Source organism: Streptomyces sp. NBC_01166 (assembly GCF_045039765.1).
Lineage (GTDB): Bacteria > Actinomycetota > Actinomycetes > Streptomycetales > Streptomycetaceae > Streptomyces.
Map to the genome: position 1 here is coordinate 7,430,067 of NZ_CP108613.1, position 15,401 is coordinate 7,445,467.

Annotated in this window: 16 protein-coding genes and 1 pseudogene; 11 read left to right on the forward strand and 6 right to left on the reverse strand. The window is 70.4% G+C overall.

Translation table 11 applies throughout. From position 1 onward, the window contains the following. Window positions 1–217: 217 nt before the first annotated feature. Complete coding sequence (locus OG379_RS33565) at window positions 218–634, reverse strand: SsgA family sporulation/cell division regulator (protein ID WP_393766498.1); 417 nt, start codon at window positions 632–634, stop codon at window positions 218–220. Window positions 635–817: 183 nt separating this feature from the next. Between OG379_RS33565 and OG379_RS33570 the strand changes: the two genes are divergently transcribed. The 4 genes and pseudogenes from OG379_RS33570 (at window position 818) to OG379_RS33585 (ending at window position 3,842) form a co-directional block, all read left to right on the forward strand. After that, the gene (locus OG379_RS33570) at window positions 818–1,903 is read left to right on the forward strand and encodes a WD40/YVTN/BNR-like repeat-containing protein (protein ID WP_405666894.1); all 1,086 of its coding nucleotides are present in this window, start codon (window positions 818–820) and stop codon (window positions 1,901–1,903) included. 40 nt (window positions 1,904–1,943) lie between these two features. Beyond that, a complete protein-coding gene (locus OG379_RS33575) occupies window positions 1,944–2,546 on the forward strand; it encodes a sugar O-acetyltransferase (protein WP_405666895.1) in 603 nt (200 codons plus the stop codon). Between the two features lie 8 nt (window positions 2,547–2,554). Beyond that, window positions 2,555–2,764: pseudogene (locus OG379_RS33580) on the forward strand (IS630 family transposase); the annotation flags it as partial. 58 nt (window positions 2,765–2,822) lie between these two features. Further along, window positions 2,823–3,842, forward strand: a complete 1,020-nt coding sequence (locus tag OG379_RS33585; RefSeq protein ID WP_405666896.1) for an LD-carboxypeptidase — start codon at window positions 2,823–2,825, stop codon at window positions 3,840–3,842. A gap of 229 nt (window positions 3,843–4,071) precedes the next feature. Here OG379_RS33585 and OG379_RS33590 read toward each other — a convergent pair whose 3' ends face one another. The 3 genes from OG379_RS33590 to OG379_RS33600 all read right to left on the reverse strand — a co-directional run bounded on the left by OG379_RS33590 (window position 4,072) and on the right by OG379_RS33600 (window position 5,336). Further along, on the reverse strand, window positions 4,072–4,254 hold the full coding sequence (locus tag OG379_RS33590; RefSeq protein ID WP_405666897.1) for a contact-dependent growth inhibition system immunity protein: 183 nt from the start codon (window positions 4,252–4,254) through the stop codon (window positions 4,072–4,074). 67 nt (window positions 4,255–4,321) lie between these two features. Then, window positions 4,322–4,882: a histidine phosphatase family protein gene (locus OG379_RS33595; protein WP_405666898.1), complete on the reverse strand. Its 561-nt coding sequence runs from the start codon at window positions 4,880–4,882 to the stop codon at window positions 4,322–4,324. Between the two features lie 154 nt (window positions 4,883–5,036). Further along, window positions 5,037–5,336, reverse strand: a complete 300-nt coding sequence (locus tag OG379_RS33600; protein WP_405666899.1) for a YciI family protein — start codon at window positions 5,334–5,336, stop codon at window positions 5,037–5,039. Window positions 5,337–5,371: 35 nt separating this feature from the next. Between OG379_RS33600 and OG379_RS33605 the strand changes: the two genes are divergently transcribed. Further along, window positions 5,372–6,049, forward strand: a complete 678-nt coding sequence (locus OG379_RS33605; RefSeq protein ID WP_405666900.1) for an endonuclease V — start codon at window positions 5,372–5,374, stop codon at window positions 6,047–6,049. 84 nt (window positions 6,050–6,133) lie between these two features. Then, a complete protein-coding gene (mmpA, locus tag OG379_RS33610) occupies window positions 6,134–6,280 on the forward strand; it encodes a morphogenic membrane protein MmpA (RefSeq protein WP_014152821.1) in 147 nt (48 codons plus the stop codon). 25 nt (window positions 6,281–6,305) lie between these two features. Here mmpA and OG379_RS33615 read toward each other — a convergent pair whose 3' ends face one another. Then, on the reverse strand, window positions 6,306–7,496 hold the full coding sequence (locus OG379_RS33615; protein WP_405666901.1) for a saccharopine dehydrogenase family protein: 1,191 nt from the start codon (window positions 7,494–7,496) through the stop codon (window positions 6,306–6,308). 207 nt (window positions 7,497–7,703) lie between these two features. On the opposite strand from OG379_RS33615, the gene OG379_RS33620 reads away from it, so the two are divergent. From OG379_RS33620 to OG379_RS33640, 5 genes are read left to right on the forward strand one after another with little or no spacing between them, the layout of a single operon-like run. Then, window positions 7,704–8,855 (forward strand): CaiB/BaiF CoA transferase family protein, encoded by a 1,152-nt coding sequence (locus tag OG379_RS33620; protein WP_405666902.1) that lies wholly within the window; start codon window positions 7,704–7,706, stop codon window positions 8,853–8,855. Next, entirely contained in the window at window positions 8,855–9,889 is a 1,035-nt protein-coding gene (locus OG379_RS33625) for an LLM class F420-dependent oxidoreductase (RefSeq protein WP_405666903.1), read from the forward strand. The genes OG379_RS33620 and OG379_RS33625 overlap by 1 nt, the downstream gene beginning before the upstream one ends. Window position 9,890: 1 nt before the next feature. Then, on the forward strand, window positions 9,891–11,033 hold the full coding sequence (locus tag OG379_RS33630; protein ID WP_405666904.1) for an acyl-CoA dehydrogenase family protein: 1,143 nt from the start codon (window positions 9,891–9,893) through the stop codon (window positions 11,031–11,033). 37 nt (window positions 11,034–11,070) lie between these two features. Further along, on the forward strand, window positions 11,071–12,285 hold the full coding sequence (locus OG379_RS33635) for an acetyl-CoA C-acetyltransferase (protein WP_356715905.1): 1,215 nt from the start codon (window positions 11,071–11,073) through the stop codon (window positions 12,283–12,285). A 36-nt stretch (window positions 12,286–12,321) separates the two neighbouring features. Continuing rightward, a complete protein-coding gene (locus OG379_RS33640) occupies window positions 12,322–14,493 on the forward strand; it encodes a 3-hydroxyacyl-CoA dehydrogenase NAD-binding domain-containing protein (protein WP_405666905.1) in 2,172 nt (723 codons plus the stop codon). A gap of 21 nt (window positions 14,494–14,514) precedes the next feature. Here OG379_RS33640 and OG379_RS33645 read toward each other — a convergent pair whose 3' ends face one another. Further along, a complete protein-coding gene (locus OG379_RS33645) occupies window positions 14,515–15,255 on the reverse strand; it encodes a MerR family transcriptional regulator (RefSeq protein ID WP_393766511.1) in 741 nt (246 codons plus the stop codon). Between the last annotated feature and the right edge of the window lie 146 nt (window positions 15,256–15,401).

The following is a 15,401-nucleotide window of genomic DNA, read 5'->3' on the forward strand; positions in this document are numbered from 1 at the left end:
TCCCGGCTGCGTCGAGGAATCACGGAGAACGGCTCGGACACTGGGGTCACGCAGGGCACGCGTGCAGCAGGGCACGCGGCGCGGAATGCGGACACCTCAGATGTGGAGCAACGTCCTTCTCCGATCCGACGACAACAGGGACATCGGCGAGGCTACGAGCCGGCCCGTGGCCACGCAACCGAATTCGGGCGGCGCTTCAGGAGGGCGGGCCGTCGTCTCAGGCCGACCCGCCCAGGAGATCGCTCAGATCGCCGTCCAGGTCCATGAAGCGGTACTCGTCCCCCACGGGGACCAGCTCCTGGGCCCGCTTCAGGAAGCGCCGCAGCTCGGACGTCCGGACGTGGACCATGGCGATGCCCTCGACCGCGTGGAACTCCAGCACCGTGCGGTCGTAACCGAACGGCCGGACCCGGACGTCACCGAGGCCGGCCGGCGCGTCCATGCCGGTGGCGAGCAGCTCACGCGAGAACTCCCAGGACACCTCCGTGCCCTCGAGGGTCGCGGGGGCCGGGAACGCCATACGGACAGCGAAAGGGTCCTTGCGGTCGTAGTGCAGTGTGGCGGGCAGAGTCTCCATACGCGGCGCGGACGCGACCATACGGGCCTGCACGGACTGCTCGATAACGCTGGACAAGACCTGCTTCCTCTCGCCTCGGACGAACGGTTCCCGGCATTGGAGTAGACGACGGAACGCCTCCATCCGTGCACCGGGGGGCGGCGTGAGCTGCGTCACCGTCCCGTCTCCCTCCGGTCAACTGCCCCGATCGGGGCGGCGCACCCTGGACGCGCGTCCACCGGTGGGCTAGCTTCCAGCGCCATGAGGGCCATGGGGAAGACGAGACGGCTGATCGCACCGCTCCTGTGCGGGGCGGCGGTGACCGCCGCACTGGCCACACCTTCGGCGCAGGCCACTCCGGCCGGGCACGAGGACCGGAAGCCGGAATGGGCGCTCACCAAGACGGCCACGGACGCGCGCTTCCGCGGCCTCACCGCCGTGGGCCGCGACGCCGCATGGGTCGCGGGCTCCGGGGGCACGGTGCTGCGCACGACGGACGGTGGGCGCCACTGGCGCGATGTCTCGCCGGACGGCGCCGCCGGACTGGAGTTCCGGGACATCGAGGCCCTCGACCGGCGGCGGGCGGTGGCCCTGGCCATCGGCGAGGGCGAGGCGTCCCGCGTCTTCCGTACCGAGGACGGGGGTGCGACCTGGACCGAGTCCTTCCGTAACACTGACGCCCGCGCCTTCTACGACTGTCTGACCTTCTTCGACAGCCGTCACGGTCTCGCGATGAGCGACCCGGTGGACGGGAAGTTCCGCATCCTGTCGACCTCGGACGGCGGGCGCAGCTGGCGGGTGCTGCCCGATGCCGGGATGCCCGCGGCGCAGCCCGGAGAGGCCGGATTCGCGGCGAGCGGCCAGTGCCTCGTCAGCTCGGGGCGCAAGGACGTCTGGCTCGCCACCGGCGGCGCGGCGGCCGCCCGGGTGCTGCACTCCGCCGACCGTGGCCTGACCTGGACGCAAGCCGGGGCGCTGATCCCTGCGGGGGACCCCGCGCGAGGCGTGTTCGGCCTCGCCTTCCGGAACCGTACGCACGGCATCGCGGTCGGTGGCGACTACCGCGCCGGGGAGGCGTCGCCGGACGCCGCGTCGGTCACCGGGGACGGCGGCCGGAGCTGGCGGAGCGCGGCCACCCCGCCGCCCGCCTACCGTTCGGGCGTCGCCTGGCTGCCCCACAGCCGGGGCTCGGCGCTCGCCGTGGGACCGACGGGCACCGACGTCACCCGGGACGGCGGGCGCACCTGGCGGACCGTGGACACCGGTTCGTACGACACGGTCGACTGCGCCCCGGACGGCGGCTGCTGGGCCTCGGGCGAGAAGGGCCGGGTCGCGCGGCTGCGATAGAGCCCGGCCCCCGGAAAATCTGATGAAAGGACCGTTCGCTGTGGCGGATGCTCATGAGGACGACGTTCTGGCCCGGATCGCCAAGGGGCTCGTCTACACCGAGTCGGAAGCGGCCTTCCTGGCCCCTCGGCGCCGCACGGAGCAGATCTTCGAGTACAACCTGACGCCTCCGGGCCGGACGGAGAGGCGCCGGTCGCTGCTCGTCGAGATCTTGGGCTCGGTGGGTGAACGTACGGTTCTGCTGCCGCCGTTCAACGCCGCGTTCGGCAGCAACGTCCATATCGGCGACGACTTCTTCGGGAACGTCAACCTGACGTGCGTCGACGACGTGGACATCCGCATAGGCGACGACGTCATGATCGCTCCGGGCGTGACCCTGACGACGACGGGACACCCGGTGCATCCCTCGCGACGTGCCGACTTCGGGCGGTTCTCCGAACCGATCGTGATCGAGGACAAGGTGTGGATCGGCAGCAACGTGGTGGTCCTGCCCGGTGTCCGCATCGGATACGGGTCCGTCATCGGTGCCGGCAGCGTCGTCAGCCGCAGCATTCCCGCGATGACCGTCGCGCTCGGCACGCCTTGCCGGGTGGTCCGCCCGATCACGGACGAGGACCTCACCACGCGCGCCGCCGGGCGGTAGGGGTGTCAGCGACCTACCACCGCACCCACGGGGTGACCTGCTTCTACGGCTGCTACTCGGTCGGCGGCGACACCCTGTGGGGAGCGAACCGGCGTCGCAAGGGCACCGGGAATACCCTGGCCGCGCTCAGGTCGATCCGCGCCGCGCGCCCGGACGGCGCGCCGGTCGTGATCCTGGGCGACCTCTCCGCCCACAACGGCAAGAAGATCCTGCGCTGGGGCGGACGACCGGCGGAACTCGCGTGACCCTGCCAATGGCACCGGCGACACTGACGCCATGACTGGTTCTGCACCGCCTCAACTGCTTCGACCGCGTGCCCTGAGGCCCGGAGATCTCGTTGTCATCGCCCCGCTGTCCGGTCCTCTGCCGGCCGCTTACGAGCCCAACGTCGAGCAGACGGTGGTGGTGCTCGAGCGGATGGGATTCCGCGTGCGTCGGGCTTCGCTACTCGAAGCAGGACGCCGCCATTGGTGGAGCGCGGCAAGGCCGGCGGAGATCGCCGGGGAGCTCAACAGTCTTCTGCGTGATCCCGAGGTGCGCGCGATCGTCGCGAGTGACGGCGGCCAGACGGTGCTCGGTTACCTCGACCTGATCGACGTCGAGGCGATCAGGGCCGACCCCAAGCCGATCCTCGGCTACAGCGACATCTCACTGCTGCACCTGGTGCTCTACGCGCGCACGGGGCTGGTCGGGTTCCATGCCGACATGGCCGTCCCCGGCTTCGGCGGGCACTGGCAGTCTGCGCCCGTGGCGCGCCAAGCGGAACTCGAGCAGCTCTACTCCAGGTTGCTGACCAGTACCGAGGCGATCGGTGCACTGCCTACGAGCCCGTCCTGGGAGTGCTGGCGTCCTGGTCGTGTCGAAGGCCCGCTGATCGGTGGAGTGATCAACCGCATCGTGCTGGCGCAGGCGACACCTTTCGCGCTGCCACTCGAACAGTTCGACGGTGCGGTGCTGTTCTGGGAGGAGATGGGTGGCCTGGCATCGCACGTGTGGAGCTATCTGCAGGTGATGCGACACTGCGGCATCCTCGATCGGATCTCCGGCATGGTCGTGGGCGTTCCGCGCGAGATCAGTGGACTCGAGCCCGGCACCTCCCCGACCCTGTCCGAAATCGTCCTCGACGTCATCGGCGACCGCGACATCCCCATCCTGGGCAACGTCGACTTCGGGCATGCCGGCCCGAATCTGCCGATGCCGGTCGGCATCCGCGTCGGCCTCGACGCGCAGCAGCGGACGCTGTCGCTGCTCGAACCGGCGGTAGGGCCGCACACGATGACGGGACCATCCAGCTGAGCACCGCGGATCAGTGAGCCGACGGCCCGCAGCGCCCCTAAGGCCAACTCGCGCTCTGGTGATCGCCGTCCTGAGTCGCTTGTTCGGCCTCCAGGAGGGGCCATGGACGCACGGTGGCTCGTGTTGATCCAGAAGCGCGGCTCCTGACCTCGCGGATCACCGACCCGGTGAACCTATGCGGTCACAGCACCAGGCAGAGCCTCCGACAACGCGTTCGGCCCTGAAGGACCTACGGCAGCGCCACCTGCTGAGAGATGAGGGTGCGCAGATCCGCCGGACCGAGTTCGGCCGGCGGAACGCGTCGCAACTCATGCACCTTGCGGACCAAGTGGGTCGCGTCAGAGGCAGGAGGTGCCCAGCGAAGTGGGTCCAGCTCATCGAGTGTGCGGTCGAGGTGCAGCAGATGGTCCATGGTTCATTGTCGCCAGAACAGACAGGAAATCTCTGAGTCAGGTCACTAGTGCTCTGACCGCAGAGGTTCACCGGATCGAGGCGGGCCAGTCGGCAGAGAGCGTGTAGTGCCAGCCCGGGCGCCAAGTGGGCGGTGCTTGGAGTAGTTCTTCCAGCGGTGTTCCGGTGAGCAGATGGTCGAGTGCCCATCGGTTGGCCGAGTGGGCGATCACCAGGATTCGGCTGCCGTCCCATCCGGTGGCGAGGTCGTGGAGGAAGGCGCGGGTGGCCGTGGCGACCTGGCGGTAGCTCTGGCCTCCGGGAAAGGGTTCGTCGATGTGCTGGGCTCGTCGGGCGGCGATGAGGGAGAGCGGGTGTCCGTTGAGGTCTCCGTAATTGCACTCACGCAGTCGGATGTCCTGGTGGATCGGGGGACGGCCGCCGGGGAACGCGGTCCGGGCTGTCTGGACAGCGCGGTGCAGGTCGGAGGCGAACACGGCCGCGAAGCCGTCGCCGGGTCGGCGTTCGCCCAGTTCCCGGGCCTGGCGGCAGCCCAGGTCCGAGAGTCGGCCCGGAAGCCAGCCGGTGGCGATGCCGGCTTCGTTGTCCGTGGTGGTGGCGTGTGTCTCGTAGACGATTTCCACTGCCATCAGGGCTCCTGGAGGTCCTCGACAAGTCAGGCTGCATGGGTGAGCGGGCGTCCTCCCCGGCGGAGGCCCTTCTCGCTGCGGATGCGTACCTGCCCACATCCAACCGGTCCGGACCGTGCCACCGCCAACCCGGTGAACCTATGCGGTCGGAGCACTAGCCGGGCAGCTGCTGCCGGTACGGTGCGAGCGCCTCGGCGGTCTTCGTCGCGAGGAACTCCGTGATCCGGTAGGCGCACACCCCGTGCTCCGCGAAGGGATCGGAGGCCGCGAGCCTCTCGATCCCGGCGCGGTCCTCGCCCACCGCCAGGATCACACCGCCGTCGCGGGGGTTCTTGCGCCCGGAGGCGATGAACACCCCCGCCGCGTACTGCGTGTCCAGCCAGGCCACGTGCTCCGTCATGAGGGCGTCGACGCGCTCGACCGGTGCGGTGTAGGTCAACTCGAGTACGAACATGATCGCCAGGCTACCGGTGCCTAGACTGACCGGTCATGACGACTTTCCGGATGCCCGCCGACGAGGCCGAAGCCCGCTCCGTCCAGGACGCGTTGCGGGCGCAGGTGGTGCTGGACGAACCGGGCCCGCCGCCCGGCACGGGCCGCGTCACCGGTGTCGACGTCGCGTACGACGACGAGCGCGACCTCGTCGTCGCGGCCGCCGTCGTCCTGGACGCGGCGACCCTGGAGGTCATCGCCAGCTCCACCGCGAACGGCACCGTGACGTTTCCGTACGTCCCCGGCCTGCTCGCCTTCCGGGAGATACCGGCCGTCCTGGCGGCACTGGAGGGGCTGCCGGTGGACCCGGGGCTCGTCGTCTGCGACGGCTACGGGCGGGCGCACCCCCGCAGGTTCGGGCTCGCCAGCCATCTCGGAGTCCTCACCGGCCTGCGGGTCATCGGCGTGGCGAAGAACCCCTTCACCTTCCACTACGAACAACCCGGCCCCCGGCGCGGTGACTTCACCCCGCTCATGGACGGGGACGAGGAAGTGGGCCGGGCCCTGCGCACGCAGGACGACACGAAACCCGTTTTCGTCTCCGTCGGTCACCGCACCGGCCTGGACAACGCCTGCGCCCATACGCTCGCGCTGGCACGCGACTTCCGTCAGCCGGAGACCACGCGCAGGGCGGACGCCCTCTGCCGGGCCGCCCTGAAGGAAGCGATCGGCTGATCGAGGTCCCTGCCCGGAGATCTGTTGCCGACTGAGTACAAATACGGATGTTGCTTGTCGAACATCAGGGGCAGGCTGGTACACATGATCGACCACCACGCACCTCAGATGAGCACCGGAACCGTACGTCTCTCCCAGCGCGGCGTCGCCGTGGGCATGACCCTGGGCGTCCTCGCGGGCGCCGGCTGGACCGTGTCCATGGTCGTCACGCTGGCGTCCTGGATGCTCTGAACCATGTGCGCGCGGCCCCCGGGGCTCAGCGCACCGCCGCGACCCGGAAGCGCAGCCCGGCAGCCGTCAGCCGCTCCAGCAGCGCGTCGCCCATCGCCACGGCCGTCGTGACCTGACCCGACGTCGCCGGCAGGTCGTCGAGGGCGAGCGCCAGAGCCGCTTCGGCCAGCATCTTCGCCGTCTCGTCGTAGCCCGGGTCGCCGCCCGACACCTCCGTGCAGACCCGTCGGCCGCCGCCCTCCCCGATGAAGCGGACGGTGAACCAGCTGCGCTTCCTGCGCTGTTCGCCGGGACCGGTGCCCGGCTCGACCCGGGCGGACAGCCAGTTGCGCGCGGCGGGGATCTGGGCGGCCCCCGCCAGCAGGACCGTCGCCGCCGTACCGCCGAGCGCCACCGGCAGGTGCTTCACCGAGGCGAAGTGCCGGTAGCGGAAGTCGGGGCCGTAGCGCTCCAGTCCTCGCGCGGACCGCTCCACCACCCGGGGGTCCAGGGTCGGCAGCGGCATCGCCCAGGTGCCGGTCTCCGGGCTGAAGTGCGGTGCTCCCAGCGGGGCGCGGGCCCTGCGGCCGACCAGGCGCGGCTCGTGCAGACGCCGTTCCCGCGCCGCCCGCGCCATCTGCGGGCCACGGCCCATCGCGGTGAGCGCCGAGGCGAACGTACCGCCGGAGAAGACCGCGTTGGTGCGTACATAGCCGTCGACGGTGAGCGGCACTCCCTCGGGAAGCTGCTGGACCGTGAAGTAGGCACCGAGGTCGTGCGGTACCGAGTCGAAGCCGCAGGCGTGTACCAGGCGCGCCCCCGTCTCGCGGGCCCGCGCATCGTGCTCCAGGTACATGCGGTCGACGAACTCGGCCTCTCCGGTGAGGTCGGTGTAGTCGGTCCCGGCCTCCGCGCAGGCGGCGACCAGCTTCTCGCCGTACCAGACGTACGGTCCGACCGTGGACGCCACGACGTGCGTGGACCCGGCGAGTTCGCGCAGGGCGTCGGCGTCGTCCGCGTCGGCCGTCAGCAGCGGCAGGTCCGCGCAGCGCGGGTGCCGTCCGGCGAGGCGCTCACGCAGCTGTTCCAGCTTGCCGCGGCTGCGGCCCGCCAGGGCCCAGCGGCAGCCTTCCGGCGCGTGCGCCGCGAGATATTCGGCCGTGAGCGCCCCGACGAAGCCGGTGGCCCCGAAAAGGACGACGTCATAAGGGCGTTCTGCCCCGCTCTGCCTGTTCATGAGTGCCTCCGCCTGCGCCGGCGCCGATGTAGCAGGCAGAGGGTAGCGGAGGTGTTCGTTGTGCCGTGCCGCCGGGGGAGGGCCTCGGTGCGAGAGGATCCAGGAGAAAGAACTAAGCGCTTGCTCGGCCAAAAGGGTTGTGCGGAGTGCGGTCCGTTCTTAGCATCATCGATGTTACATCAGTTGTGTCACACCGCTGGGGGCTTGATGGCAACGACAGGACGCGGGCCGCAGGGCCCACTCACCGGGGTGCGCGTCGTCGAGCTGGCGGGCATCGGCCCGGGGCCGTTCGCCGCGATGCTCCTCGCCGACCTCGGCGCCGACGTGGTGCGCGTCGACCGGCCGGGAGGTTCGGTCATCGGCATCGAACCCGCCTTCGACCTCACCAACCGCAACAAGCGATCGGTCCTCGTGGATCTGAAGACCGAGGGCGGAGCCGGGCAGGTCCTCGACCTCGTCGAGCGCGCCGACGTCCTGATCGAGGGCTACCGGCCCGGCGTCGCCGAACGCCTCGGGGTGGGCCCCGACGCCTGCCTGGAACGCAATCCGCGGCTCGTCTACGGGCGGATGACCGGCTGGGGCCAGGACGGGCCGCTGGCAGAGTGGGCAGGACACGACATCGGCTACATCGCCCTCACCGGGACCCTGTCCATGATCGGCAGATCCGGCGAGCCCCCCACGGTCCCCGCCAACCTGGTCGGCGACTACGCGGGCGGCTCGCTCTACCTCGTCGTCGGCGTGCTCGCGGCCCTCCAGCACGCCCGAACGCCCGGCGGGACCGGACAGGTCGTGGACGCGGCCATCGTCGACGGCGCGGCTCATCTCGCCACGATGATCCACGGCATGCTGGCGGCCGGCAGCTGGCAGGACCGGCGCGGCTCCAACCTGCTCGACGGCGGCTGCCCCTTCTACGGCTCCTACGAGACCTCCGACGGCGGCTACATGGCCGTCGGTGCCCTGGAGCCACGCTTCTACGAGGAGTTCGCGGGGCTCCTCGGACTCGGGGACGAGGCCCCCGACCGCAACGACCTCGGACGCTGGGAGGAGCTGCGCGCCCTGGTCGCCGACCGGTTCAGCACCCGCACGCGCGCCGAATGGACCGAGATCTTCGAGGGGACGGACGCCTGTGTGGCTCCCGTCCTCTCGCTCCGTGAGGCACCCCGTCACCCCCACCTCGCCGCCCGCTCCACCTACGTGGAGCACAGCGGACTCACCCAGCCCGCCCCCGCGCCCCGCTTCTCCGCGACGCCCGTCTCCGTGCGCAGCGCACCCGCGCTGCCCGGAGCGGACACCGAGGCCGTCGCCGCGGACTGGGGCCTGCCGGGCCTGCTGACCACCGGGAAGGAAACGACCGGCTGATGGAACTCTCCCTGCCGCTGAACTACGCGGGCGACCCGCGCGCCGCCTGCGACGAGGTCGCCGAGCTGGAGTCCGCGGGACTCGACGCCGTCTGGGTCGCCGAGGCGTACGGCTTCGACTCGCCCACCCTCATGGGATACCTCGCCGCGCGCACCGAACGACTGAAGATCGGCGCGGCGATCCTCAACGTCTACTCCCGCACCCCCGCACTCATCGCCCAGACCGGCGCCGGGCTCGACGCCGTGTCCGGCGGCCGCGCCCTGCTCGGCCTCGGCGCCTCGGGCCCGCAGGTCGTGGAGGGCTGGCACGGCAAGCCGTACGACCGGCCGCTCGGCCGGACCCGCGAGGCCGTCGAGCTCTGCCGCCGGATCTGGCGCCGCGAGGTCATCGACCACCACGGCATCACCGACATGCCCCTGCCGAAGGAGAAGGGCGGCAAGCTCGGCAAGCCGCTGAAGATCCTCACCCGGCCGGTGCGCGACACCATCCCGCTCTACGTCGCCTCGCTGGGCCCGGCCAACGTCCGGCTGACCGCCGAGATCGCCGACGGCTGGCTGCCCACCCTCTACATCCCGGAGAAGGCCCAGCAGGTCTGGGGCACGGCCCTGGCCGAGGGTGCGGCGAAGCGCGACCCGTCGCTCGGCCCGCTGCAGACCGTGGCGGGCGGTCTGCTGGCCATCGGCGACGACGCCGCCGCCCTCCGCGATCTCGCCCGTCCGCAGATCGCGCTCTACGTCGGCGGCATGGGCGCGCCCGGCAAGAACTTCTACAACGACCTCGCCGTCGCCTACGGCTACGAGAAGGAGGCCGCCACCATCCAGGAGCTCTACCTCTCCGGGAAGAAGAACGAGGCCGAGGCCGCCGTCCCTGAGGAGTTCTGCGAGCTCATGACGCTCTGCGGCCCCGAGGGGTACGTACGCGACCGCATCGAGGCCTTCCGCGAGGCCGGCGTCACCATGCTCAACGTCACCCCCGTCGGCCCCGAGCCGGCGCGGCTGATCTCCACCGTCAAGAACTGGCTCCAGGGGGCTTGAAGTGCAGCGGCAGATCTTCACCGAAGAGCACGACGCGTTCCGCGAGACCGTCCGCACCTTCCTCGCCAAGGAGGTCCTCCCGCACTACGAGCAGTGGGAGAAGGACGGCATCGTCTCCCGGGAGGCCTGGCTCGCGGCCGGCCGCCAGGGGCTGCTCGGCCTCGCGGTCCCCGAGGAGTACGGAGGCGGCGGCAACGCCGACTTCCGCTACAGCGCCGTACTGGCCGAGGAGTTCACCCGGGCCGGGGTCTCCGGGCTGGCGCTCGGCCTGCACAACGACATCATCGGCCCCTACCTCACCGGCCTCGCCACCGAGGAGCAGAAGCGGCGCTGGCTGCCCGGATTCTGCAGCGGTGAGACCATCACCGCCATCGCCATGACGGAACCCGGGGCGGGCTCCGACCTCCAGGGCATCCGCACGAGTGCCGAGGACAAGGGCGATCACTGGCTCCTCAACGGCTCGAAGACCTTCATCTCCAACGGCATCCTCGCCGACCTGGTGATCGTCGTGGCCAAGACCTCACCCGAGGGCGGCGCGAAGGGCCTCTCGCTGCTCGTCGTCGAGCGCGGCGCCGAGGGCTTCGAGCGGGGGCGCAACCTCGACAAGATCGGCCAGAAGTCCCAGGACACCGCCGAGCTGTTCTTCAACGACGTACGCGTCCCCAAGGAGAACCTCCTCGGCGAGCTCGACGGCGCGTTCGTCCACCTCATGACCAACCTGGCCCAGGAGCGCATGGGCATAGCGGTCGCCGGGATCGCCGCCGCCGAACACCTCCTGGAGATCACCACCCGGTACGTCAAGGAGCGCGAGGCCTTCGGGCGCCCGCTCTCCAAGCTCCAGCACATCCGCTTCGAGATCGCCGAGATGGCCACCGAGTGCGCCGTCACCCGGGCCTTCCTCGACCGGTGCATCGTCGACCACTCCGCGGGGACGCTCGACGCCGTCCACGCCTCGATGGCCAAGTGGTGGGCCACCGAGCTGCAGAAGCGGGTCGCCGACCGATGCCTCCAACTCCACGGCGGCTACGGCTACATGACGGAGTACCGGGTCGCCAAGGCATTCACCGACGGCCGCATCCAGACCATCTACGGCGGCACGACCGAGATCATGAAGGAGATCATCGGCCGCTCGCTGCTCTCCTGACCTCCCCGCCCAGCACCGACCCCGAAAGGCAGCTGCCTTGAGTACCGAAGCATTCGTCTACGACGCGATCCGCACCCCGCGCGGCCGCGGCAAGGCCAACGGCGCCCTGCACGGCACCAAGCCGATCGACCTCGTCGTCGGCCTCATCCACGAGATCCGTGACCGCTTCCCCGGCCTCGACCCGGCGGCCATCGACGACATCGTCCTCGGCGTCGTCAGCCCGCTCGGGGACCAGGGCTCCGACATCGCCCGTATCGCCGCGATCGCCGCCGGACTCCCGGACTCCGTCGCCGGCGTACAGGAGAACCGCTTCTGTGCCTCCGGCCTGGAGGCCGTCAACCTGGCTGCGGCCAAGGTGCGTTCGGGCTGGGAGGACCTCGTCCTGGCCGGTGGCGTCGAATCGATGTCCCGGGTGCCCATGGGCTCCGACGGCGGTGCCTGGGCCATGGACCCGATGACCAGCTTCGAGACCGGATTCGCCCCGCAGGGCATCGGGGCCGACCTCATCGCCACCATCGAGGGCTTCTCGCGGCGCGACGTCGACGAGTACGCCGCCCTGTCCCAGGAACGCGCCGCGATCGCCTGGAAGGAGGAGCGCTTCGCCCGCTCCGTCGTCCCGGTCAGGGACCGCAACGGCCTGCTCGTCCTCGACCACGACGAGCACATGCGCCCCGGCACCACCGCCGACTCCCTCGCCTCGCTCAAGCCGTCCTTCGCGACCATCGGTGAGATGGGCGGCTTCGACGCGGTGGCCCTCCAGAAGTACCACTGGGTCGAGAAGATCGACCACGTCCACCACGCGGGCAACTCCTCCGGGATCGTGGACGGCGCCGCCCTCGTCGCGATCGGCTCGAAGGAGACCGGTGAGCGCTACGGCCTCACCCCGCGCGCGCGGATCGTCTCCGCGGCCGTGTCCGGCTCCGAGCCGACCATCATGCTCACCGGGCCCGCCCCCGCCACCCGCAAGGCACTGGCCAAGGCCGGGCTCACCATCGACGACATCGACCTCGTCGAGATCAACGAGGCCTTCGCCGGCGTCGTCCTGCGCTTTGCCAAGGACATGGGCCTGAGCCTCGACAAGGTCAACGTCAACGGCGGCGCCATCGCGCTCGGCCACCCGCTCGGCGCGACCGGCGCGATGATCCTCGGCACGCTCATCGACGAACTGGAGCGGCAGGACAAGCGCTACGGCCTCGCCACCCTCTGCGTCGGCGGCGGCATGGGCATCGCCACCGTCATCGAGCGTCTCTGACCGTCCCCGGCCCCTCTGCTTACGGAGAAAACAGCAATGACCGAGAGCACGACCATCCGCTGGGAACAGGACGAGACCGGCGTCGTCACCCTCGTACTCGACGACCCGAACCAGTCCGCCAACACCATGAACCAGGGCTTCAAGGAGTCCATCGCGGCCGTCGCCGAGCGCGCCGAGGCCGAGAAGGACTCCATCCGGGGCATCATCTACACCTCCGCCAAGAAGACCTTCTTCGCGGGCGGCGACCTCAAGGACATGATCAAGATCGGTCCCGAGAACGCCCAGGCGGCGTTCGACGCCGGAACCGCGATCAAGAACTCCCTGCGCCGCATCGAGACCCTCGGCAAACCGGTCGTCGCCGCCATCAACGGCGCCGCGCTCGGCGGTGGTTACGAGATCGCGCTCGCCGCCCACCACCGCATCGCGCTGGACGCCCCCGGCTCCCGTATCGGCCTGCCCGAGGTCACCCTCGGCCTGCTGCCCGCCGGCGGCGGTGTGACCCGCACCGTACGGCTGATGGGCATCACCGACGCGCTGTTGAAGGTCCTCCTCCAGGGCACCCAGTACACCCCGCAGCGGGCGCTGGAGAACGGCCTCGTGCACGAGGTCGCCGCCACCCGCGAGGAGATGCTCGACAAGGCCCGCGCCTTCATCGACGCCCATCCGGAGTCGCAGCAGCCCTGGGACGTCAAGGGCTACCGGATCCCCGGCGGCACCCCGTCCAACCCGAAGTTCGCGGCCAACCTGCCCGCCTTCCCGGCGAACCTGAAGAAGCAGCTGGCGGGCGCGCCCATGCCCGCGCCCCGCAACATCATGGCCGCGGCCGTCGAGGGGTCGCAGGTCGACTTCGAGACCGCGCAGACCATCGAGGCCCGCTACTTCACCGAGCTGGTCACCGGCCAGGTCGCCAAGAACATGATCCAGGCGTTCTTCTTCGACCTCCAGGCCGTCAACTCCGGCGCCAGCCGCCCGGAGGGCGTCGAGGAGCGCCAGGTCCGCAAGGTGGCCGTGCTCGGTGCCGGAATGATGGGCGCCGGCATCGCCTACTCCTGCGCCCGCGCAGGCATCGAGGTCGTCCTCAAGGACGTGACCGCCGAGGCGGCGGCCAAGGGCAAGGCGTACAGCGAGAAGCTCCTCGCCAAGGCGCTCTCCCGGGGCCGCACCACCGAGGCGAAGCGCGACGAACTGCTGGCCCGCATCACCCCGACCGGAGACCCGGCCGACCTCGCGGGCTGCGATGCCGTGATCGAGGCGGTATTCGAGGACACCGCGCTCAAGCACAAGGTGTTCCAGGAGATCCAGGACATCGTCGACCCCGACGCCCTGCTCTGCTCCAACACCTCGACGCTGCCCATCACCGCGCTCGCCGAGGGGGTCACCCGCCCGGCGGACTTCATCGGGCTGCACTTCTTCTCGCCCGTCGACAAGATGCCGCTGGTCGAGATCATCAAGGGTGAGAAGACCGGTGACGAGGCCCTGGCACGCGCCTTCGACCTGGTGCGCCGGATCAAGAAGACCCCGATCGTCGTCAACGACTCGCGCGGCTTCTTCACCTCACGCGTCATCGGCCACTTCATCAACGAGGGCGTCGCCATGGTCGGCGAGGGCGTCGAGCCCGCGTCGGTCGAACAGGCGGCCGCGCAGGCCGGCTACCCGGCCAAGGTGCTCTCCCTCATGGACGAGCTGACGCTCACCCTGCCCCGCAAGATCCGCAACGAGACCCGGCGCGCCGTCGAGGAGGCGGGCGGCACCTGGACCACGCACCCGGCGGACCAGGTCATCGACCGGATGGTCGACGAGTTCGGACGGCCCGGGCGCAGCGGAGGCGCGGGCTTCTACGAGTACGGCGAGGACGGCGGCCGGGGTGCCCTCTGGCCCGGTCTGCGTGAGCACTTCACGAAGCCCGGCACCGACATCCCCTTCGAGGACATGAAGGAGCGCATGCTCTTCTCCGAGGCGCTGGACAGCGTCCGCTGCCTGGAGGAGAACGTCCTGATGACCGTCGCCGACGCCAACATCGGCTCCATCATGGGCATCGGCTTCCCCGCGTGGACCGGTGGTGTGCTCCAGTACATCAACGGCTACGAGGGCGGCCTGCCCGGTTTCGTGGCGCGCGCCCGGCAGCTGGCCGAGCGCTACGGGGACCGCTTCCTGCCGTCCGCGTACCTGGTGGAGAAGGCTGAGAAGGGCGAGACCTTCCACGACTGACGGCTGCCCCTCGGGCCGCGTTCACTTCTCCTCGCTCGCGGTGAACGCGGCCCGCAGTTCCTCCTTCAACGACCGCTGGAACGCTGTCAGCAGAGCCTGGAGCACCATCGGCTGCATATTGGCCGAGAGCGACTTCATCGCCTCCACGTGCTCCGGGTCCGACTCCCGTTCCCGGTACGGGTTCCACACCTCGTCTCGGAACAGCCGGGTCAGTTCGTGGGCGGCCGACCGGGTGTGCTCCAGCAGGACCGTCCGTGCCGCCAGGATCGTCTCGTGGGCGATCGGGACGTCCAGGAGCTCCACGCCGAGCCGCAGCAGACCGGGGTCCACCTGGAAGGGCGCCTCGGGCTTCCCGGGGCGCTCCAGTACGCCCATGGCCCCCAGCCGGTCCACGTCCTGCTCGCTGAGCGGCCGGCCCGCCCGGCGCTCCAGCTCCGCGCGCTCCATGTCCTCGGCCGCGTCCGGGGCCCACGACGCCACCAGGGCGCGGTGGATGGCCAGGTCCTGCGCGCTCAGGTCGGGCGGCAGCTGCTGGAGGTAGCGTTCGATCGCGGCCAGCGTCATGCCCTGGTGCTGGAGCTCCTCGATGAGGGCCAGCCGGGAGAGGTGGTCATGCCCGTAGTGCCCGACGCGCCGGGGCCCGATCACCGGAGGGGGCAGCAGACCTCTGGTGCTGTAGAAGCGCACGGTGCGCACGGTGACTCCCGCGCGCGCCGCCAGTTCGTCGACGGTCAGCGTCGGCTCGTCGGTCCCGGTTGCCATGGCTGCTCCTTGTCGCGGGCAGGCCCGTCCTGCAGGGCCTGGGTCGATCAGGTGCAACAGTATTGCTGTATCACCACTGTTGTGAAAGTGCCCCGGGGCGGCAGCCCCGGCCCCGGAGACGGGCGGGAGGCGTCCGCGCACGTGGG